The 20,615-nt window shown below is 64.3% G+C and carries 14 protein-coding genes; 5 read left to right on the top strand and 9 right to left on the bottom strand.

The annotated features are described in order from the left end of the window. Nucleotides 1-120: 120 nt before the first annotated feature. A complete protein-coding gene (locus SPHI_RS02310; RefSeq protein ID WP_076743295.1) occupies nucleotides 121-2,655 on the bottom strand; it encodes a TonB-dependent receptor in 2,535 nt (844 codons plus the stop codon). Between the two features lie 127 nt (nucleotides 2,656-2,782). Here SPHI_RS02310 and SPHI_RS02305 point away from each other — a divergent pair, with 127 nt between their 5' ends. After that, nucleotides 2,783-3,388, top strand: a complete 606-nt coding sequence (locus SPHI_RS02305) for a TetR/AcrR family transcriptional regulator (RefSeq protein WP_233130619.1) — start codon at nucleotides 2,783-2,785, stop codon at nucleotides 3,386-3,388. A gap of 459 nt (nucleotides 3,389-3,847) precedes the next feature. Here the strand turns inward: SPHI_RS02305 and SPHI_RS02300 are convergent, their stop codons facing one another. Genes SPHI_RS02300 through SPHI_RS02285 form a run of 4 tightly spaced genes read right to left on the bottom strand, consistent with a single transcriptional unit; the run spans nucleotide 3,848 to nucleotide 12,054 of the window. Continuing rightward, a complete protein-coding gene (locus SPHI_RS02300) occupies nucleotides 3,848-7,159 on the bottom strand; it encodes a DEAD/DEAH box helicase (protein ID WP_076743293.1) in 3,312 nt (1,103 codons plus the stop codon). Continuing rightward, nucleotides 7,152-7,949: a hypothetical protein gene (locus SPHI_RS02295; protein ID WP_076743292.1), complete on the bottom strand. Its 798-nt coding sequence runs from the start codon at nucleotides 7,947-7,949 to the stop codon at nucleotides 7,152-7,154. Before SPHI_RS02295 ends, SPHI_RS02300 begins: the two co-directional genes overlap by 8 nt. A gap of 11 nt (nucleotides 7,950-7,960) precedes the next feature. Next, the gene (locus SPHI_RS02290; protein ID WP_076743291.1) at nucleotides 7,961-10,549 is read right to left on the bottom strand and encodes a DEAD/DEAH box helicase; all 2,589 of its coding nucleotides are present in this window, start codon (nucleotides 10,547-10,549) and stop codon (nucleotides 7,961-7,963) included. Further along, nucleotides 10,549-12,054: a site-specific DNA-methyltransferase gene (locus tag SPHI_RS02285; RefSeq protein WP_198927807.1), complete on the bottom strand. Its 1,506-nt coding sequence runs from the start codon at nucleotides 12,052-12,054 to the stop codon at nucleotides 10,549-10,551. The genes SPHI_RS02290 and SPHI_RS02285 overlap by 1 nt, the downstream gene beginning before the upstream one ends. Nucleotides 12,055-12,241: 187 nt before the next feature. Between SPHI_RS02285 and SPHI_RS02280 the strand changes: the two genes are divergently transcribed. The 3 genes from SPHI_RS02280 (at nucleotide 12,242) to SPHI_RS02270 (ending at nucleotide 14,555) form a co-directional block, all read left to right on the top strand. After that, complete coding sequence (locus tag SPHI_RS02280) at nucleotides 12,242-13,123, top strand: 3'-5' exonuclease (protein WP_076743289.1); 882 nt, start codon at nucleotides 12,242-12,244, stop codon at nucleotides 13,121-13,123. Between the two features lie 116 nt (nucleotides 13,124-13,239). Further along, entirely contained in the window at nucleotides 13,240-13,779 is a 540-nt protein-coding gene (locus SPHI_RS02275) for a hypothetical protein (protein ID WP_076743288.1), read from the top strand. A 95-nt stretch (nucleotides 13,780-13,874) separates the two neighbouring features. Beyond that, nucleotides 13,875-14,555 carry a MobA/MobL family protein gene (locus SPHI_RS02270; protein WP_076743287.1) on the top strand — a complete coding sequence of 227 codons (681 nt, stop codon included), beginning with the start codon at nucleotides 13,875-13,877 and terminating at the stop codon, nucleotides 14,553-14,555. Nucleotides 14,556-14,768: 213 nt separating this feature from the next. Here SPHI_RS02270 and SPHI_RS02265 read toward each other — a convergent pair whose 3' ends face one another. Both SPHI_RS02265 and SPHI_RS02260 read right to left on the bottom strand, forming a co-directional pair. Further along, nucleotides 14,769-15,116, bottom strand: a complete 348-nt coding sequence (locus SPHI_RS02265) for a response regulator (RefSeq protein ID WP_233130617.1) — start codon at nucleotides 15,114-15,116, stop codon at nucleotides 14,769-14,771. Nucleotides 15,117-15,144: 28 nt separating this feature from the next. Next, nucleotides 15,145-16,935, bottom strand: a complete 1,791-nt coding sequence (locus SPHI_RS02260) for a sensor histidine kinase (protein WP_076743285.1) — start codon at nucleotides 16,933-16,935, stop codon at nucleotides 15,145-15,147. Between the two features lie 115 nt (nucleotides 16,936-17,050). On the opposite strand from SPHI_RS02260, the gene SPHI_RS02255 reads away from it, so the two are divergent. After that, nucleotides 17,051-18,058: a chemotaxis protein CheB gene (locus SPHI_RS02255; protein WP_076743284.1), complete on the top strand. Its 1,008-nt coding sequence runs from the start codon at nucleotides 17,051-17,053 to the stop codon at nucleotides 18,056-18,058. 3 nt (nucleotides 18,059-18,061) lie between these two features. Here SPHI_RS02255 and SPHI_RS15380 read toward each other — a convergent pair whose 3' ends face one another. Together SPHI_RS15380 and SPHI_RS02250 are read right to left on the bottom strand one after the other, a co-directional pair. Next, entirely contained in the window at nucleotides 18,062-18,184 is a 123-nt protein-coding gene (locus SPHI_RS15380; RefSeq protein WP_269844735.1) for a hypothetical protein, read from the bottom strand. A 103-nt stretch (nucleotides 18,185-18,287) separates the two neighbouring features. Next, a complete protein-coding gene (locus SPHI_RS02250) occupies nucleotides 18,288-20,519 on the bottom strand; it encodes a CheR family methyltransferase (protein ID WP_076743283.1) in 2,232 nt (743 codons plus the stop codon). Nucleotides 20,520-20,615 lie beyond the last annotated feature (96 nt).

Here is a 20,615-nt window from a genome sequence, read left to right as displayed (position 1 = left end):
CGTGGTCCTGAGGCTTCGTCACCCCGGCCCTGAGCCGGGGTCCCGCTGCCTTCTTCGACGTTGGAGGAAGAAGGCAGCGGGACCCTCGGCTCAAGTTCGGGGTGCGGGTGGAGAGTAAGGTTAGAAGCGGAACGTCACCGCGCCGCGCACGCTTCGGCCGAAGATCGAGCGGGCGATGTACACGGCGTCGCCCACTTCCTCGTTCTGGATCGATCCGGCGCGCGGATTGCCTTCGGTCAGTCCAATCGTGTCGGTCAGATTGTTGACGTAGAGGTTGAGGCTCAGCAACGGGGTGACATCGAGCCGCGCGTTGAGATCGACGGTGGTATAGGCTGGCAGATCGATCTGGTTCGCCACGTCCGACCAGCGCTGGCCGTAGTGCGAGATGTCCGCTTCGAGGCGGAAACGATCGTCGAACAGGTTGATGGCCGGCGTGATGCGGAACTGGTGCTCGGGCACGCGGACCAGGCGGTTCTTCGAGTAATCGAACACCCGCCCGTTGGCATCGCGATAGACAAAGTCGGTGAAACGCGCGCGCTGGTAGGTGTAGTTCGCATGAATATCGAACCACGGCACCGGCCGGATCGTGCCTTCGACCTCCGCACCCCAGGTCTCGGTATCGCCGAACACGGTGTTGAGCACGAACTGCCCCGCATTGTTCTGGCGATAGTCGCTGATCTGATAGCTTTGGTAGATTGTGCGGAAGCCGGTGACGAACAGGTTGAAGTTGCGGCGATCGAATTTCAGGCCGACTTCCTGAAAGTTCATCTGCTGCGTGACGGGCTTCTGGCTCGGGTTGCCGAAGAAGCTCGACACGCCCGGCAGGCGATAGGTGGAGGTGTAGCGGGCAAAGGCGCCGAAGCTCGGCTGGAACTGATAATTAACACCAACCGACCAGGCGAGATCATCGTTCGAGCCGGTCCACGGCGTGAACACGCCATTGCCAGCCGCCACCGCATCGTCGGCAACGGTCGGGCTCTGGTTCAGGTTCTGCGTACGGCTGCCTTCGCTGAGCCCGTTGACGCTGACCTGCTCCCAGCGCAGCCCGCCGTCGAGGCGCAGCTTGTCGGTGATTTTCCATTCGTCCGAGGCATAAAGCGCGATGGTGCGCGACGTGCCCGAAGAATAGCCAAACTCGGTGCCGTAGCTCAGCACGCCCCCCTCGGTCAGCACGGTACCCGGCGCGCCGCCCGCGCCGGGAAGCACCACGTCGAGCAACGAGGCGTTGTTCTTCACATCAGTGAGGATCGACGCGGAGGTCGCGTTATAATCCTCGTCGACATAGGCGTAATACAGGCCGAGCGCGAAATCGTGCTGGCCGCCGGCCTGGAAGGTCTTCTGAAGGCGCGTGTCGCTGATCACTTCGCTTTCGGGCACGGTGAACGAGCGCGCGAGGTTGAGCAGCACGAGGCCGTTGCTGTTCTGCGTCGGTGAGAAAGCGCCACCACCGTTCGTATAGGTGAGGCTGAGCGGCGTGCCCGCCGGCAAGCCGAACGTGCCACGCAGCGACGTGAGCACGTCGGCATTGGTGAAGATCGAGCGCGGCGTGATGCTGTTGCGCTTCTGGTAGCTGTCACGATAGCGCAGGCTCTGCAACAGGCTGAAATCCTCGCCCAGCTCGAACCGGCCCTGCATCGTTACCTGTGTGATCTGCGCCTTGTTGGCGACGCCGGCGTCGAAATCATAAAGGCCGGTTGGGGTGCGAAATTTGAAGTAGCGCGTTTCCGGGCCAGCGATCGTGTCCTTGAGCGCATCGAAGCCCGGCACACCGACGGGATCGCCATCCTCGTTGTTGACGAAGGGCGTCACCATCGCATTCTCGACCCGCTCGTCGAGATGCTTGACGCTCATCATGAAGGAGCCGCCGTCCCATTCGGTCGACAAGGCGGCGCGGATCTGGCCGCCCTCGCCGAGGCGATAGCCGGTTTGACGCTGCCCGTCCGAGATACGATAGAAGCCGCCGACGAAGAAATTCCAGCCGGTGTTGGCGATCGGGCCGCCGATCCAGCCATCGACACGGTGCGAGTTGAAGTCCGCACCTTCGTAGCGGACGAGACCTTCCAGCGTGTCACCGCCGCGGCGAGTGATGAAATTCACCACAGCGCCTGGTGCGTTGGAGTAGAAGAGCGAGGACGGGCCGCCGCGTACCACTTCGACGCGCTCCAGCGACTGATCGATGCGCAGCGACTGATCGCCGTTGAGCCAGCCGAGGCCCGGATCGTGCTGGATCGTGACCCCATCCTCGAGCAAGGCGACCTGCGAATAGCCGTCCGTCGGGATGCCGCGCACGCGGATGTTGCCGCTGGTCTCGCCCGACGAGCTTTCGACCCAGAAGCCGGGGACGTTCTTCAGCGCCTCGCCAACTCCAATGGGCGCCTTCATCTTCAGCATTTCGGATGAGATGGTCGAGATTGCGTAGCTCGCCTCGACCTTGGCCTGGTTCTCGTTACCGGCCCGCGCCGTGACGATGATCTCGCTGCCGCTGTCCGGATCGCTGGCCTGCGCGCCGCCGGTGCCGCGGGCCGGCTCGTTCGCCGGGATCGCGGCGCCGTCCTGGACGTGATTGCTGGTCTGTGCCCAAGCCGGCGCTGCGACGACAAGCGCGATCGTTGCCGACGCGCCCAGCAGGGTGCGCCGGAGAGGATTGACGTACATTGGAACTCGACCCCTTTGTGTTTCTACGGGGCGGTCATATGATAGCGATCGCTATCAGTTTTATGACGATTTGGTTCCGTTTTGATGGCAGAGAGGACGGGGCGGATTGCTCACGCACAGAAAACCGGTGCAAGCCCGCGCGCAGCGGACCTATGATGCCCTGCTCGACGCCGCTGGCATGTTGCTGGGAGAGGTCGGGATCGAGCGAATATCAACCAACCTGATCTGCGAGCGCGCCGGCACGACCCCGCCAGCGCTCTACCGCTATTTCGATGACAAATACGCCGTGATCGGTGCCTTGGCGGAGCGGCTGATGCAGCGCCAGAACCTCGCCATGCAGGCGTGGATCGCTCGCTATGCCGATGCGGGGCTTGAGGTGCTGGCCGATCGCACGATCGACTTGCTGCGGGAAATGCACGCGATCACAAGCAGCGAGCCTGGTGCGCTGTGGATCATGCGATCACTCCACGCGGTGCCAAACCTCACGCCGATCCGGTTGTTCTCGCACAATCTCGTCACCGATCTGCTGACGGATCTGTACCACATTTATCTACCCCACGTGGATCGCGCGGTACTGCGACGCCGAACGCGCCTTTCGGTCGAATTCGCTTATTCCCTGGACGAAATGCTCAAGGAAGAAGCAGTTGACGTGGAAAGGACTTTCGAGGACGCGCACTTCGTCTTCAAAGCAATGTTCGCCTACCCCGATTATCAACTATCGAGTGAAGCATGACATGCCGTGCTTTGGTCATTCAATATGCCCGGGCGCTTAACACGCCTCCGCGAAGGGCTGCCGGGACGTTAGAAGTGCTCGTTCATTCGGCGAAGGACGCGCTCCGCCAGGAGACGATCAGGCTGCGCGGTCTGGCCCCCGGGTATTCAGCCCCGGAAGGAAGACGTGGGCTTGACGGCAGATAACGCGCCCGCTGGGTGATTACCTGTACTTCGCCATCGACGCTCGCTTGCCGGCTGAGAACGATCAGGGAAGCGTCGGCGAAAGCGCAGAACTCTCTGCGCTGCGCTTACGAGAATGGCGGATTTCCGCCGCTGGTGACCCCTACGGGAGGGGTCCATCGGTCCGCTCTGCGCGATATTTCAATGACTTAACAGCACACGCCGATTGTGCTTTGGACCAGTCTTGTATCACCAAAACCCGGGCACGAGCAACATTGTATCGAGCCGTCGCATCCGCTCAAGCGACTCCGTCTTCGCCGCTAAGGTCATCAAACTGCGCGATGAGATCCGCATGACGGATTCGCTCCAAGGTATCGTCGAAGCTCTCGTTCGGATCTCCTGGCTGAATGTGCTCACGGATCTCCTCGTAGTGCTTACGAGCGGCAACCCGTGATACGGACCGGGTTAGATGCAACCGCACGGCAAGGCTTTCAGGGCTATCGCAACCTTCCCGGACAATTCCGCCGAGCGCCGCTAAGACTGCGGGAACCGGGGTTTCGTCCCCTGCGGCCCGGAGCCTTGCTGCGAGCAAGCGCCCTGGCAAGCCCGCAAGAAAGGCGAGATCTGGCACCAGCCGCAACGCGAAGTGACGCGCATTCTTACACTGTCTAAGATTGGCCACCGGCCCTAAAAACTCTCTTTCGAGTTCGCAAAGCGGCTTGCCCGCCAGCCATATTGGCCACAGCCTGCGCAACCACTGCAACGCGTAGCTGCCGCGTGCCGACGCATTAGAAAGGCTCTTGTATTGCGTGCCGAACATCTCCTCGAGGCTCTCAGGCCTGATCAACTCGAGGAGCTGACTAGGATGAGCATCTAGCCAATCGAGCAGGGCAAGGACGACGTCGACGGCCGATCCTGAGAAAGCTCCCGCGTCGAGCCGCTCAACGATCTGCTTGAGCAGCGCGACAGGGATGCCCGTGGCTCCCGCCACTTGCTCAATCCAGCGATCGGGTTCGGGAAGATCCAATGCCTCGCGGGCAGCGAGAGCGGAGGCAACGCGAGTGGTCAGCCAATTCGCGTCGCCGGCGAGCAACGCACGATAGGCGCCGAAGCTGCGGTTGAGGAGGGCTGCCGCTGGATCTTCTTCTGCGCCGGCAACAGCGAGCGGCAGCTTACTTAACAGATAAGCCGACGCGCCGCCTTGAGTAACGCCGTCGTGAATTCGATCGAGAACCAGCTTCACTGGGTCGTCAATGACGAGACATTGATCGGCCTGCTCGAAAATCGCCTGCAGATCCATCCAGTGCCCACTGATCTGGCTGTTTAGATTATCGAAATCGATGACCTTACTCGGGACGAGAAGCACAACACCCTGCGCGCCCTCGCCAGCTCGTCCCGCGCGCCCAGCGGCGTTCAGTAGCTCATGCGCCTCCAGTTTTTGCATCTTGTCGGCATCTGGATCAAAGCGGCTGTCGCCCGAGATGATCACAAACTCCGAAGGGAGGTTCATTCCCTGCGCGAGCGTTGAAGTTGCGAAGAGGACCTTGATCCCGTCGGGGCGGCGGAAGAGGCTTTCGTGAAGTTCTCGCTCCTCTCGCAGCAGCAACGCGTGGTGGCTCGCACTACCCGCCCGGAGCGTGCCGTCGTCGGCTAGCTGCATGTAGCAGTAGGCGGGGCTGCCCAATTCTTCTTCGGCGAGCTGCCGCCATTTCACCTCGTCCTCGGTGAGCGTGACCTGGTTCGCGGGCACGCGTCCTGGATAAGCTCTAACGCAACTCTCGCAGAATACTGTGGTTTGCACGAAAACGAGAGTTTTCATGCCGGCGCTCGCCGCAGCCGCTGCAATTGCGCCGCTCGTCTCGTTCCCATTCGGGGTAAGGTACCAGTTCCCTCCTTGGCTTCGCCCGCTCGAGAGTGGTCGCCCCTCGCCAAGTAGCTGAAGCAGTGCGTAATCGCTGCGATCGGTGGTCGACCATGTCTGGAGCAGACTAAACAGACCAAAAGGTTGCGCGAGCAGCGCGTTCTTGATGCCTAACGGGGGCTGATTGTGATCGGGATAGTCGAGGCGGGCCTGGGCGAGCATGGCTTTGAGCGCCGCGACTTGCTCCGCAGGATACACTACGCAGCCTCGCACCTGCCGCGTCGGCTTCCAGTTGAGGTCGAGAGTCAGGCAATGGCGGCCCGTCAGGAAGGCTACCCAGCCGGCGATCTCGTCGGTGTTCTTCATCATCGCCGACAGGAGGAGCAGGTCCGCGTCTGGCGCGACTCGCGTCAGGTTTAAGATCGCGAGCATCGCGTCGAGGCCGCGTCGGCTGCGGTCGCCCTCGCGCGGATGGAGAAGATGGCATTCGTCAAAAACAATAAGGCCGAGATCGGCAAAGGCGTCAGGGTCGACCGAAAGCAGCATCAGGCAGCGTTCGGGTGTCATGACCGTGACCTCGCCGAGCACAACGACCTCGCCAATGCCGACGTCCTCATCGACATCGGCAAGAATGCTGTAGTCTTGGAAAGTGCCTCTCAGCGAACGTTGCGTCTGCCCAACCAACGCGTGGGTGGGCGCTAGAAAAACAACTCGTTGGCCGCGAAGCAATGCGGTGGCAATCTTCAGTTCGGCAAGAGTCGATTTGCCACCCCCGGTCGGAAAGCTGATTGCCGAAGAGACGCCCTGTTCGAGATAGCCTTTCTCAATCGCTTCGCGATGATTGCGCCAGAGATACGGACGTTGGCGTGCCATCCGGCGAAGCGTTTGCCACCAACCATTCTCCTCTAGCCCGCCCGGCGTAGGAATACGGCTGAGGGCGGTAGCGAGGAGGTCGCCTTCGAGACCGAGCAGCAAATTGGCGAGGTGTAAGGGGCCCGGATACAGACTGAGCAGCACCTCACCGGCAACGCCGGCGCCTTCGATCGGTTCGCTTGCCAGCTTGCGGACTTGGGCGAACAGCGAGCTAGCCGGCGTGACGCCACCAGCTTCGGGCGCGAGATCAAGGCGCAGGCGCAACTGACGCGCGAGGTTGTTAACACCGCGCAGAAGCACCAGCCGAAGCGCATCGAGCGCGCGCAAGCCGAGGTCGCTATCCGAGGAGCTAATCTCTGGTTCGTCAGCAGCGACGATCTCGCCGAGTCTGCCTTGGGCAAGACTGCGGATAGCGAGGAGCAGCGCTCGCTCTATTGGGCTGGCATCGGGGGCTGGCGCAATGCGCTTCGCTGCTTCTGCCGCGTCGGCGTGCGCTTCGGCGAGCAGAAACAGCAGCGTCGCACAGACGTCGGAACTTACGGCATTCGTATCAACGTAGCTGTTGGCCTGAGTGTCGCGAAATGCAAGCGACACTGCTTGATGCGCTGATGCGGCAACGAATGCGGCTGAGGCGCGATTTTCGCGGTTAGGGAGGAGAGCTGCATATACCTCGTGAGCCGCGGCGATCCGGCGCAGCTCTGCGACCGTTGACACTAGGCTTGCCTCGTCCGTGTCGGTTGCCGCGCCGCGGAGACGAATGCGCGCAGTGACGATATCAGCAAAGGCCTCGGTTAGGCGCTTTGGCAGATTATCGAGATCGAGCCCCTCAAGCGGGGGCGCCCCGCGGATCAGTGCCGCCGTAGTTGGATCAAACACCGGCGACCACCTTGATCTTGTCGATCACGCGGTCCGCGAACCCCGCCATCCAGCTGCGCATCGTTGGCAGATAAATGGTGTCTGCGCGCCGGCGCTTTGCCGCTCCTGGGGCACTTTCATCGAAGCCCTTGAAGAGCGCAGCGCGTGCCGCCTCGCTATTATGAGTGTCGCCGATAGTTATGCTTACGCGGTAGCGCCGAACCTCTTGCCAGAGCGTGTTGGCGATGGCGTTGTCGAGGTCGAATAGCGGATCTACGGAGGCGCGGGCATCGAGCATCCCGCTTACCTCCTGGCTGAGTTCGTTCAACCTCTCGCCCTTCTCGAGGGCAACGATCCCCGGCCAGACGTCGTCGCGGATGGTATCGCGCGCATTGTCTGTAGCCTTGTCCTCGAAGATCACGACTGCCGTGACCGACGTGCCATGGGCGTCGAGACTGAGTTGCATCCCATCGAAACCCTTATCCGCCTTGCGGATGTGCGGCATGCGCGTGAGCGATGCGGAGGGTTGCTGGTGCGCGGCAATCCAAGAAATTGCCTGAAAAAGCCAACCGTCGCGATGCCAAGGATCGGCGCCGTCAGCCAGTGTCAACTGCTTGATCGCAGCATTGGCCTGTTCAGCATTGGCCGCGGGGCCAGGCAGGCCAGCACCGCTCAGGATCTTTGCGACATGACGATATTGCCCAAGCACGATTCGCGCGACCCGCTCGGCCAGCAGATCCTCGTCATCGATTGTCCATGTCCAGCCATGGCAGAGATCGCCATGTTCTATCGGTGTAAGGCTCAGTGTCATCTGCGGGCACCTCAGCGTATCGCGGCGTCGATCTGCCGCGACACCCCGCCGCCACGGTCCAACTCCGCCCAGAGGAACACTACGCTCCCGCCGCTGACTTCCTGAAGCTGCGCTCCGATATTGCGTTTCTCCCGGCTATCAGCGTTGTCGGTGCGGTCGGCGCCCTTGTATTCGATAATGAGCTTGCGGCCGTCCATCAACTCGGCGACGAAGTCGGGGTAGAACAGATCGGTCGAGGTCGGTAGCGCGTAGGACCAAGTGGTGCGGTCGACGTTCCTAACCCAGTGCTTCACTGCCGGATGATCGTCGATGGCCATCGCTGCCATCCATTCCTCGCCGCCGTGCTTCAGGTCGCCAACCTGCGAGAACAGGTGTTTTCGCGGCCGCCAAGGCCCTGAATAGGGCGTTCGCGGGTCGTAACCCGCCTTGCTGAAGCTGAAGCCGTTCTCGCCGAGGGCGAGCACCGGTGCGATGTCGCCGAGAAGGAGCTGGAGGCCGCGTGCGCCAGCCTCACGGCGGAGCTGCGCCACCCGTCCGATGATCGCGCGGCGCAGCGCGTATTTGCCACGTACAAGTTGGGCGAGCGGTATTCGCACAGCGACACCCTCAAGGACGCGGCGACAATATTCGAGGAAGATCGGCTGGGCGACGTCACGCTGGCGCGTCGTTCGATCGAGCCAACGCGACAGCGCCGGCAGGTCCCAGTCGGTCGCGTCATCCAGCGCCAACTCCGCAGCGGCGTCGATGCGGCTGTAGACGACCTGGTCGCCGTCCACGTCCATCTCGAACGTGTCGGGCCGGTCCGTCAGTGCGAAGCCAGGGAGACTGGTGTCGACGTGCCGCAAATCCCAGCCGCCGACGTCCACAAGCGTCTCGGGGTAGATGATCTCGAGCTGGCCGTCGCGCTCGATCGCGAGGCGCGGAAGTGTCAGCACTTCGCCCTGCTCAGCCGGCGACAACGACGCCGCGCGCTGGACGAGGAACGCTTCCATAGCGGCCACCGGCGAAGTCGTTTCTGTAGTGACTGCGGCTGCAACCTCCCGGAGCACCCTGTCTGGGGCAGCCGTGTCGAACGAGATCGCGACACCGCCGGCACCATCGTCAGCGATGCGAGTCGCGGCCACCATCTCGGGCGTCCAGCCGCTCTGGTCTGGACGCTCCTGCACGTGCAGCACCGGCAGCTCGGGCCGGGTGAACAGCGGCTGATCCTCTCGCCACTCGAACGTCTCGGGCTGCTCGACAATCGCTTCAAGCGCAGTGCGCTCGTCGAAGCCCATTTCGGTCAGCCGGTCCTTCAGCCCCTCGGCCGCCTCGAAGAAGTTGCGTTCGGACACATGGGCATAGGCGCGGTTCAGCTCTTCGGATGAGCGCCGGGTCGCGAATGGCATTCGCAGCACGCGGCCGAGCAACTGCTCCACGGCGCCGCCGCTCCTGATGCTCGCGAGCGAGCAGAAGACATAGGCGAAGGAGCAGTCCCAGCCTTCCTTCAGCGCGTCGACCGTGATGACGTGCTCGATGATGCAGGCGGGGTCGAACAGGTCGATGCCGTCGAGCTCGCGTTGGTTGCCGGTCGCCACCGCGATCCGGTCTTCGGGTATGCGGCAATCTTCGATCAGGTGGCGCTTCACCACGTCGACCGTCGCCTCGGCGCCCTCGCGCGCAGGCTGCGCCTGATAAAGCGCGATCGGGCGGATGCCACCGCCATCCTTGACGGCGATGCCCTCCAGCCAGGCGCGGTTGTCGACAGCATGGGCGATCGCCGCCTGCCAGCTGCCGTGCTGGGATAGGTGGATCGGCAGCTTGATCATGTCCGCCGCTTTCAGCTCGGCAGCGGTGGCTGAGACGATGACGTTCGAGCGCACGGGCGTCGCGGTAAACTCAACCACGGCGGCGGGCGCGAGCCGGCCAAATGTCTCGCCGGACAGCGTTGAGGTGAAGTTGTGCGCCTCGTCCACGATCACCAGCGGCCGGTGCAGCTTCAGCAAATTCGCGAAGCTCGCGATCGGCTTGCCGCGGCGGGGGCCGTCCTCGTGCCGGGCGAGGTCGATGCCGGGGGCCAGCGCCGCGAAGTGCGGCTCCAGCTCCTCGTCGTCGCGATAGACGTTGCGGTCGGCTACGTTGTTGACGCGGAAGGACTGGACGGTGGCGACAATCACCGTGGCGGCATCGGCCATGTCCTGCGGTCGCAGTTGGCGCCGCTCATCGATGCCGAGCACGCGCACGGCGCCGCCGAAGTGCGCCTCCAGCGCCTGACGATAGGGGTGGCCGATCTTCTTGAGCGCGCCAAGCGTCTGGTCGGCGATCGCGCTCGACGTGACCAGCCACAGCACAACCGGATAGCGGCGTGCGAGATAGGTATCGCGCGCGATGCCGATGGCGTGGGCGGCGAGCAGCGTCTTGCCGCCGCCGGTCGGCAGGCGCAGGCAGCAATAGGGCACACCCGGCAACCCCGCGAGCGGGCGGTAGGTCGCTCCATACGCCCCCGGCTCGCCGACCGCGCAGGCGGCGGCATAGGCAGCGGCATGGTCGCGGATCGCCGCCTGGTCGAGGAAGGTGCGGAGCGCATCGAGCGCACGGCGCTGATAGTCCTTGAGCTCCATCAGCGCGCCTTCACGTCATAGGGGGTCTGCTTGAAGGTGACGCCCGCCTCCGCCAGCCGAGCCGCGCCCAGCTTCGACCATTCGCCATAGACCGTCATCGGCCCGTCCCAGCCGCTTGTCTGCCGTAGCCGTGCGAGCAGCGCCGCAGTCAGCACGTTGCCGCCGCTGACGGAGCGATCGCCGAGGATGCCATTGTAAAGCAGCGCATAGGCGACATCGTTATGCACACCCAGCACCGGCGTATCGGCAGCGCCGGTGAAGGGTGTTCCCGTCTCGCTGAACCAGATATGCGCGGCGAGTGTCGGGAAGCGGATGCCGTCTGCGATGTGCCCGTCAGCCTCGAACACCGGCGCGCCGAGGCTATAGAAGCGATAGCCGCCGCCGGCGGCCCAGCCGACCGCCTGCGATACGCCGCCCTGTTCGCCCGCAATCACCTTGTCCAGCCGCGGCTTGCAGTGCGTCTCGGCATGGTCGCCCATCTCAATGCCGATCCACCGCCGCCCCATCTTATGCGCCACCGCCGCCGTAGTGCCGGAGCCGAGAAAGCTGTCGAGCACCAGGTCGCCGGGGTTGCTGGCGATGTGGAGGATGCGCTGCATCAGCCGCTCGGGCTTGGGGGTGATGAACACATCGGACGAGGAGATCGCGAGCACTTCTTTCTTGGCGTCTTGAGTGTGCCCCACTTCCTCATAGGACCAGAAAGTTTGAGGGACGATGCCCTGCTTCACTTCGGAGAGGAACCGCTTGATCTGCGGGATGGCGTTGCCGTCCCGGCCCCACCAGATGCGATTGTCCCGGTCCAGCTCCCAAAACTTCTCTTCGGCAACCCGCCAATAATTGCCGCCTGGCGGCCGCTCGATTATGCGTCCGCCCGGCGTGATGATCGAGTAGATGCCCTTGCTGTAGAAGTTGCGAGCTGAAAGGTCGCTCGTCTTCCAAGGTCCTCGAGCATCATTATCCGGATTCTTATAAGCCTTGTCCTGCTTCTCGGAGCGTGGCATCAAGTTGGGTAACCATCGGTTGCTATCGCGGGCATACACCATGATATAATCATGGTCTTCCGAGAAGTGGCGGGCCGTCGACTTAGGCGAGTAGTTCTTCCGCCAGATCATGGTCGACAAGAAGTTGCGCCGCCCAAAAACCTCGTCCATCACGACCTTGAGATAATGCCCCTCATTGTCGTCGATCGACACCCAAATACTGCCGTCCTCCGCCAATAGGTCGCGCAGCAGCACGAGGCGCGGATAGATCATCGCCAGCCACTGACTGTGCTCGAGATTGTCGTCGTAATGCTCGAATGCCGATCGCGTGTTATAGGGCGGGTCGATGTAGATGCACTTCACCGCACCCTTGTAATAGGGCAGCAGCGCCTTGAGCGCGTCGAGGTTGTCGCCCTGGATCAGCATGTTGGCAACGTCCGCGTCGCCACCGTCCAGCGCGGGCACAGCTTCCAGAAGCCGATACGGCACCCCCGCCGCCGCGCGCACATCCTCCCCGCGCGTCATCCAGTCTAGTATCGGCACCTAACCCCCAAGTAACACAACGGCTTCCTCGCCGGTGTAGCCGCTCGCCGCCTGAACGGACAACCTTTGAGGCGTGCCGGGAAAAGGCCGGGCCACTGCCCGTCTCCGTGACCGAAGATGCAGAGGGGAAAATCCTCGCTGCCGCTCGGTCTTCCAGGAGACCAAAGCCATGCACGAGATCCGCCACCTGGCGGCCAGCGCCCTGATGTCCGATGCAACTGCTGACCCTGATATCCGCATCCTGCGCCGCGTGAACACCCCAGATACCTTTCCCCTTGCCGCCGATCCGGTCGGAACGACGCGCCGCATCGCGATCGTGGATACCGAATGCACCGGAACGGATCCGCAGCTCGACGAAATCATCGACATCGCCGTCGTCGTCGTCGAGGCGGACGAGTGCGGCCAGATCGTCGGCATCGACCGAGTGGGACAGGCGCTGCGCGACCCGGGGATGCCGATCCCGGCCGTTATCAGCCGGTTGACCGGGATCACCGACGACCACGTGCGGGGTCGGACCATCGACCTTGACCGGCTGGAACGGCTGCTCGCCGGCGCCGATGTGCGGATCGCGCATTCGGCGGTATTCGACATCGCCTTCATCGAGAACCTGATGCCCGGTCTCGCCGGCGCTAGCTGGGCCTGTTCGATGAACGACTTCGACTGGCTGTCGGCCGGCTTCGATGGTCGCAAATTGGGGCACCTGCTGATGCAGATCGGTCGCTTCAACGACGCGCACCGCGCGATGTCCGACGTGATCAGCTTGCTGCACTTGCTCGCGCACCGGCTCGACGATGGCCGCACGGTGCTGGGTCAGCTGCTGGAGAACGCCGCGATGCCATCGCTGCGGATCGAGGCAACGAACGCGCCGTTCGACCGGCGCGGTTTGCTGAAGGCCCGCGGTTACCGGTGGGATCCGCGAGGTCGCGTCTGGTGGTGCGAGATCTCAGCGGACGAGTACGAGTCCGAGGCGCTGTGGCTTCAGCGCGAGGTGACGCCGCACGGCCCCGCGCCCCGCACCCGGCCAGTCACGTGGCACGAGCGGCATCGCTGAGCACACGGGGGGCGCGCCGGCAGGCGCGCCGTCCCTTCCGGAACAGAATGATCGGGCACCCTGACGATGGGGAAAAATGCTCCGGCCGACAGGCCGTCACACGAAAGGATGAACTCATGGACATGATGTTGCGCCACCAGAAGACGATGCTCGCCCTGCGCCAGCAGATGGGCTGGCCACCGTTCAAACCGGCGAACGACTGCATCGCCTTCACCAGCGGCAAGACCAGCGACTTCGAGGTCGGCATGGAACTGGGACGCATCGCGCAGATGCTGGGCAAGGACGTGATCTACTCCGGCTGGGCCAGCGTCGGCGCGACCACACCCGCCGCCTTCACCATCGCCTGGCGCGACCTGCTCACGGTCGACATCATCGACCGGGCGCTGCCCTATGCCGCGAACGATCAGGCGCCCGTGGTGCTGGTCAGCACCCGCCGGAACGAACACTTCGCCATCGACCAGCGCGGTTCGCTGGTCCGGGTGCCGGGCAGGCCGAAGTCGCTCGGCGCCGGACGTCGCCTCGCCATGAAGCGCATCAAGGCGGCGGCGAAGACCATGGGTGACGAGCTGCTCGCCGGCAACCGTCACGTGCCGTGGGGCGCCGAAACGATCGCGCCGGACACGGCGCAGGTCGAGCCGGTCGTCCGCTTCGGCTGACCCTGCCGCTGCCTCAACCATCATCGTCGCGCTCGTCGCGACACCCTGCGACGCCGCCCCTGATCCGGGCGGCGTCGCCGTTTTCGGAGATCACCATGACCCCCATCATCACCACAGCCGATGTTGATGCGATGAAGCGCATCCTGTTCGCCCGCCCGCGCGACCGCCGCCCGGACGACCAGCCGGACTTCAAGGTGCGGCCGATCAGCGAGGCGTGGCGGCTCGTCCACCGCATGCCTGCCTACAAGACCGCGGTCAGCAACGCCGCCTACATCTGGCGCGACAGCGCGCCGGCTGACCGGTTCGGGCCGATGCCGGCGAAGTTCGCCGAGCGCCGCTGCGAACTTCGCGGCGCCGGGCTGATCCTGCCCGCCAGCGCACCGGTCTGGGCGACCACGGACTATACGATCTGGGAGGAGGCGGACGCCGCGACCGTGGCCACCGGCGATCCGACCGCGGTCGCCGCGTGGCATGTGATTATGGAAATCCCGCTCACGATCCGGCTGGACTGGTGGACGTGGCTGGTGACAGGGTTCGTCGAACACGAACTTGCAGGACGCGGTGCTGCCGTTGCGTGGGCGATCCACGCTCTGCAGGGCGCGGACGGCTGGATCGTGAAGCCTCACGCGCATCTGATCGTGACGGCACGGCATTGGCGGCATGACCATCGGCAGGGTCAGCGCCATCCCGGGTGGATCGGATCATGGGACGCGCAGAAGCGGCTGGAGTTCGCCTGGCGGCGGCGCTGCGGCGTGGCTTGGGCGGGTATGTGGTGAACACTACTATCGCAAGGCGTCTTTCCCGAAAACGATGATGTTTCGGGAATGGGCAATCGTTCTCGGAGGGCAGCAAGTGGGGACTTAGCTGCCATTGAGCCGTCCCGCTGTGAATGGCAGCTTGTAAGATAAGCAGACGTTGGATGCGGTGCGAGGCTCGCGGGTGAATGCCCGACTGAAGCGGGCGCGATCACGCGCCCTAGGTTCCGCAACTCAACCGGTGGGCGTCGCCTTCAGCAGCAAACCCAGCACCCCACCGATCTTGCTGACCTTGAATGGCTTCTCCACCCGAGGTGTCGCCGCAAACCGTTCCGGCAGCGCCCATTGGTCGTAGCCAGTGGCAAAGGCGAAGGGGACGCCGCGATCTTTCAACGCGTCAGCGACTGGGAAGATCATCTCGCCACGCAGGTTGACGTCGAGGATCGCGGCGTCGATCTCCGTGTCCCCCGAGATCAACGCAGTCGCCTCATCGAGGGTTGGAACCGGGCCGAGGACACTGGCACCCGCCGATGCCAACGCATGCGAAAGATCTTCCGCCAGCAGATATTCGTCCTCGGCCACCAATATGCGGCAACCTTCCAAGCTGCGCTCAACCATCGGCTTTCTCCATGACGTGAGTCTCGGCGGGCACGGGCATCTCGATCGTGCAATGCACCCCGTCCGGCTCGAATCGATAACTCGTCCGCGCGCCGAGCTGGTACGGTAGGGCGCGCTCGATCAGTTCGCGGCCATAGCCGCCGCCCCGCGCGGGCGTGTCGCTGCCGGGCATATCGGAGACGCCGCTCTCGCGCCAATCGACCCAAAGTCTGGGCTCGCTCGGCTCGTCGCGTCGAACGCCCCATCGCACGCGCAGCCGCCCGTCGGCGCTGGCCAGCGCGCCATATTTCACTGCATTGGTCGCGAGTTCATGGAGCGCTAGCGCGAAGGTCTGGATCGTTGCGGAGCGCAGCGGTACTCTCGGCGGTCCCTCGAGCGTCACCTTGCCACTCTCGGCCGCCGCATCGAGTTCGACATGCGCCGACAGCTCGTCGCGCAGCAGCAGGTCGAACGGCACGCGCGTGCCGGTCTCGCGCCGCGACAGCAAGCTCTGCACGCGAGCAAGCGCCGAGAAGCGGTCGTCGATGCATGCCGCGAACTGCTCGAGCGACGCTGCGCCCCGAAGCGTGCGTGTGGTGACTGCCTGCACCACCGCCATTAGGTTGCGCGTGCGGTGCTGCAGCTCGGCCACTAGCACCGACTGCGCCTCCTGGAGCTGGAGGATGTCGTCGACATCGGTCGAGGTGCCGAGCCATTCCATCGCGCGCCCGGGCTCGTCGCGCACCCGCAGCGCGCGCGTGCGGAAATGGCGGTAGCGCTCTTCGGGGGCATGGAAGATGCGGCCCTCGATATCCAGCCTGCCGCTGTCTTGGGCACGTTCCCATGCCTCCGTCGCGGCAGCGCGGTCATCGGGGTGGAACGCATCGAGCCAGCCCAGCCCGCGCGCCTCAGTTTCATCCTGCCCCGTATAGGCGCTCCATTGCGGGCTCGACCATGTCCATTGCCCGCCGCCGACCGCACGCCAGACGAGCTGCGGGATGCCTTCGATCAGCGTGCGGAAGCGAAGCTCGCTGCGCTGCAGCGCCTCCATCGTCATGCGCTGGCCATGGATGTCGGTGCCTGCCGCGAACCAGCGGAGGATACGGCCGTTCTCCGTCAGCGGCTCGGCGCGTACCAGGAACCAGCGATATTCGCCGGCGGCATCGCGGATGCGGAACTCGTGCTGGAAGGGCTTGCCGCTGCCGATGGCAATGCTCCAGGCGGTACGGGCCACGTCCTTGTCGCGTGGATGGAGGGCTTCCAGCCAGCCAAGGCCGAGCGACTGCTCGAGGAACTCGCCGGTATAGTCGGTCCAGCGCTGATTGAACCAGTCGGCCTTGCCCCGGGCGTCGGTACGCCACAGCAGCTCGGGCACCAGATCGGCAACGGCGCGCAACGAGGCTCCGGTCGTCTGCAGCGCCTCATTGATCTCCTTGAGCTGACGCGTCCGCTGTTCCACGCGTGTGTCGAGTTCCCGGTTGGTCTGGTGCAGGTCGGTGTTGGCGACCTCCAGCTCCTCGGTAAGGACCTGAAGCTCCTCGAACGCGACGCGCAGCTCCTCCTCGGTCTGCCCCCGCTGCGCATAAGCGGGCTCGAGCCAGCCGGTGCGCTCCGCCTGTTGCGACACCGCCGATTGCGTGAGGCGCAGCTCCTGCGACAGGTCGCTCATCCGCTGGCGCAGCCGGTCGCGCTCCTCTGCCAGTCCCGCATTCTCCTCGAGCGCGGATTCGAGCGAGGCACGAAGCTGCTCATTCTCATCGAGAAGTCGGGCCTGTTCGCCTTGATCGCCTGCGGGTCGGGCCATGTGGAGTCCTGTCTGCAAGATCGTAACGCCGGGGGAACTGGATCGTGCCCCAAATAGATCAGGCTCGGCACCATAAGCATCGCTGGCCGTTACGTCTTCGAAAAGGAGGCAGCGCATGCCCAACAAGGATATTGTCGTCGTGGGGTCCTCGGCGGGCGGAGTGGATGCGCTACAGCGGCTTTGCGCGGCTCTTCCGGCCAACTTCTCCGGCTGCGTGTTTGTCGTCCAGCATCTTTCGCCATCGTCGAGGAGCGTCTTGCCGCAACTGCTCGACCGCGTGACACCGCTGCGTGCGCTATCGCCGGTGGACGGTCAGGCGATCGAGCCGGGCCACATCTATGTGGCGGGCCCCGACAACCATATGCTCGTGCGTGAGGGCAAGGTGCTGATGCGGCGCGGCCCTTATGAGAACCGCACGCGCCCGGCCGTGAACGCGCTGTTCCGATCGGCGGCGGTGCATTACGGCAGCCGGGTGATCGGCGTGGTGCTCACCGGCCTGCTCGACGACGGCACCGACGGACTGATCGCGATCAAGGCGACGGGCGGCACCTCCGTCGTGCAGGACCCGGACGAGGCCGAATGGCCGTCGATGCCGCGCAACGCGTTGAAGCGCGACCATGTCGACCGCGTCGTCCGGTTGGACGAGCTGGCCGCAGTGCTGACGGCCCTTGTCGGCGAAGAGGCCGGCCCGACCATCCCGCTGCCCGAGGAATATGTCATCGAAGACGGCATCGCTGCACAGGAGTTCGCCGTGGTGGAACCCGAGATCGTCACGCCCGGCCAGCCGAGCCACATAGCCTGCCCCGATTGCGGCGGCGTGCTCAACCAGGTGGTGATGGAGGACGAGATCCGCTTCCGCTGCCAGGTAGGCCACGCCTTTACGCCGCTGGGGCTGGCGGATGCGCAGAATCAGGAGCTGGAGCGCGCGCTCGCGATCGCGGTGCGCACGCACCGCGACCGCATCCGCCTGTTCGGCCAGATGAGCGAGAGCGCCAAGGCCCGCGGGCTGGATCATGCCGAACGGCGCTGGAGCGAGGCGACGGAGGAGTCCGAGCAGCTGATCGCAGTGCTGGAGAATGCGATGACCAACCTGCGCAAGACGCCGACCGAGGGCGAGGCATAGCGCTCAGTTCCCGGCGAGCTTGCGGCGCGTCTCCTCGATCGCGGCATGGGTCCGCGCCAGCCGCTCGCGCAGCTGCGGCAGCTCCTTGGCGAGCCAGTCGAGCAACTGATCGGCAGTCTGGTTCATCCGGCGCACTCGTAATCCAACGGGTGCGCCATAGGATGGCCGGGGTTAACAGCGGCTTAGGGACGAATTCTGCCCCCGTTCAGCCTATGGTGCCGGCCGGGAGCTAACCCTGTGGGACCGGCCGTCGCTCGCTCGTGTCATGCAGCACCGCCACCAGGATGGGCGGCTCTTCGTCGCCGAAGAGTTGCATGCACATCTCGGCCGGATATTCGCGCTCCTTGCCGCGAATGCTGGTCTCGAAGACGATCTCCTTTTCAGCCCCGCTGAACAGCGACGCCAGCAGCGCATCGACGGCCTCCTGCGTCAGCGCCGGCGCGACCTCGAGCAGCGTCATCTGCCGCAGCTGCGCGTCGCTATAGCCAAGCTTCTTCTGCGCGCCGTCATTGGTGAGCGTGAAGCGCAGCGTCTTGGGATCGAGGAAATAGATCTCGTTGAGCGCGCGCCCCATGATCCGGCCCAGGTAGCGCGCATATTCCTCCTTGCTGCGCTCCTCGGTCAGGTCCTGGAAGATGAGGACGAGGCCGAGGGTGCTGCCGTCCTCGTCGCTAAGTGGTGAGACGCGGATGCGGCAGAGGATGCGGCGGCCGCGGCGATCGACGCCCTCCAGCATCTCGTCGACATATTCGGCGCGGCCGAACTGCACCGTCGAGAGCGCGTCACGCAGCTTGTGAATCGGCAGGCCGATGTCGAGCAGATCGAACTTGGTGCCGATCACGTCCTCGGCGCGCAGGCCCCAAGTGCTTTCGCTCCAGCGATTCCAGCTGCGGATCACATGGTTCGGGTCGAGCACGATGATGCCGCCGTTCATCGCCCGCAGCACCGATTCGAGGTGGAGCCGGTATGCGCTGGCCTGCTCGGCCTGGATGCGCAGCTCCTCGTTGACCGACTCCATCTCCTCGTTCGAGGAACGCGCTTCCTCGTTGAGGGTCTCCAGCTCCTCGTTGGTCGACTGCAGCTCCTCGTTGGTGGTCTCCAGCTCCTCGTTGGTCGACTGGAGCTCCTCATTGGTGGTCTCCAGCTCCTCATTGGCGGACTGGAGCTCCTCGATCGAATGCTCGAGATTCTCCTGCGCCGCCTCCAGCTCGCGGTGGAGCGTGTGGAGCCGCGTCTGGTCTAGGAAGGAGAGCAGCACCGCATAGACGCTGCCGTCGGCGTTGAAGAGCGGGCGCAGGTCGATGGTGAGGCGCATCACCTCGGCCTGGTTGAGCCGATATTCCTGGTCCTCCAGCCGCACGCCAACGCGCTGGCGGAATACTTCCTCGATGGGGCCGCGCAGCTCGATCGGGCGATAGGAGATGGGCAGGTCTTGGAACGGCCGGCCGATATCGGCGTCGCCCACGCCGAGCAGGTGGCGCGCGGGCAGGTTGGCGAGTGCCACCGAGCCGGCCTCGTCCACCACCAGCAGCGCGTTGCCGGTCTCGTTGACGATCGCCTCCAGCAAGCGCACGTCGGCCATGGGCGGATCCATCCGTGACATGCGGCTCGCGGCGAAGCTGCCCATCGGCCGCCGCCATTCCTGCGGCACCTTGGCGAAGATGCGGTGCTTCATCTCGACCGGGCGAAACAGCGAGGAGCGGGCGAGCTGCGTCTCGGCCTTGCCGAGAAAGAGATAGCCATCGCGCGTGAGCGCGTAGTGGAGCCGCGGCAGCACGACGCTCTGCGTCTCGGCCTCGAGGTAGATCAGCAGGTTGCGGCAGGTGAGCAGGTCGATGCGCGAGATCGGCGCGTCATGGACGACATTGTGCTGTCCGAAGATCACGCATTTCCGGAGCTCGCGCTCGAAGACATAATGGTTGTTGGTTCGCTCGAAATATTTCTCGAGCAGTTCCGGCGGCACACCCTCCACGTCGCGCGGGGCATAGGTCGCGACGCGCGCGGTCCTCAGCGCCTCCTCGTCCAGGTCGGTGGCGTAGATCTTTACCCGGCGGCAGAAGTCCTTCGTCCCCATCGCCTCGGCGAACAGCATCGCGATCGAATAGGGCTCCTCGCCCGATGCGCAGCCGACGCTCCACACGCGGATCGGCCGGTCGGAGTCCCCATGACCGAGGATGGAAGGGATCACATGGTCGCGCAGCACATCCCACGCCTCGCCGTCGCGGAAAAAGGACGTCACGTTGATCAGCACCGTGTTCAGCAGGTTTTCGAATTCCCCCGGCTGCGCCTCGAGCCGAGAGCGATAGGCGGAGAAGTCCTCGGCACCCACTGCCTCCATGCGCAGCGTGATGCGCCGGCGCAGGCTGGTGCGCTTATAGCCACGGAAATCGAGACCCCGGCTTTCCTGTATATAGCGCAAGAGCGCCTCAAATTCGGGGTCGGGGGGCGTCTTCTCGGCCATTTGACTCAATCTTCGAGGGGCTCGGCGTCACCCTAAGCTTCCGATCCAGCCGCGTCTATGAATGTAGGTCATTACAGGGCCGCTTTGCCCCAAAGC

Origin of the sequence: Sphingomonas jeddahensis (genome assembly GCF_001981525.1) — a bacterium.
Taxonomy (GTDB): Bacteria; Pseudomonadota; Alphaproteobacteria; order Sphingomonadales; family Sphingomonadaceae; genus Sphingomonas; species Sphingomonas jeddahensis.
Note: the sequence above shows the minus strand (reverse complement) of the source record. Positions and strands in the feature narration are given on the sequence as shown.

Bases quoted from the DNA above. Each gene is read 5' to 3' on its own strand.
- SPHI_RS02310 (WP_076743295.1), bottom strand. From the start codon at position 2,655: ATGTACGTCAATCCTCTCCGGCGCACCCTGCTGGGCGCGTCGGCAACG.
- SPHI_RS02295 (WP_076743292.1), bottom strand. From the start codon at position 7,949: ATGACACTGAGCCTTACACCGATAGAACATGGCGATCTCTGCCATGGC.
- SPHI_RS02290 (WP_076743291.1), bottom strand. From the start codon at position 10,549: ATGGAGCTCAAGGACTATCAGCGCCGTGCGCTCGATGCGCTCCGCACC.
- SPHI_RS02285 (WP_198927807.1), bottom strand. From the start codon at position 12,054: ATGACGCGCGGGGAGGATGTGCGCGCGGCGGCGGGGGTGCCGTATCGG.
- SPHI_RS02280 (WP_076743289.1), top strand. From the start codon at position 12,242: ATGCACGAGATCCGCCACCTGGCGGCCAGCGCCCTGATGTCCGATGCA.
- SPHI_RS02275 (WP_076743288.1), top strand. From the start codon at position 13,240: ATGGACATGATGTTGCGCCACCAGAAGACGATGCTCGCCCTGCGCCAG.
- SPHI_RS02270 (WP_076743287.1), top strand. From the start codon at position 13,875: ATGACCCCCATCATCACCACAGCCGATGTTGATGCGATGAAGCGCATC.
- SPHI_RS02260 (WP_076743285.1), bottom strand. From the start codon at position 16,935: ATGGCCCGACCCGCAGGCGATCAAGGCGAACAGGCCCGACTTCTCGAT.
- SPHI_RS02255 (WP_076743284.1), top strand. From the start codon at position 17,051: ATGCCCAACAAGGATATTGTCGTCGTGGGGTCCTCGGCGGGCGGAGTG.
- SPHI_RS15380 (WP_269844735.1), bottom strand. From the start codon at position 18,184: ATGAACCAGACTGCCGATCAGTTGCTCGACTGGCTCGCCAAGGAGCTG.
- SPHI_RS02250 (WP_076743283.1), bottom strand. From the start codon at position 20,519: ATGGCCGAGAAGACGCCCCCCGACCCCGAATTTGAGGCGCTCTTGCGC.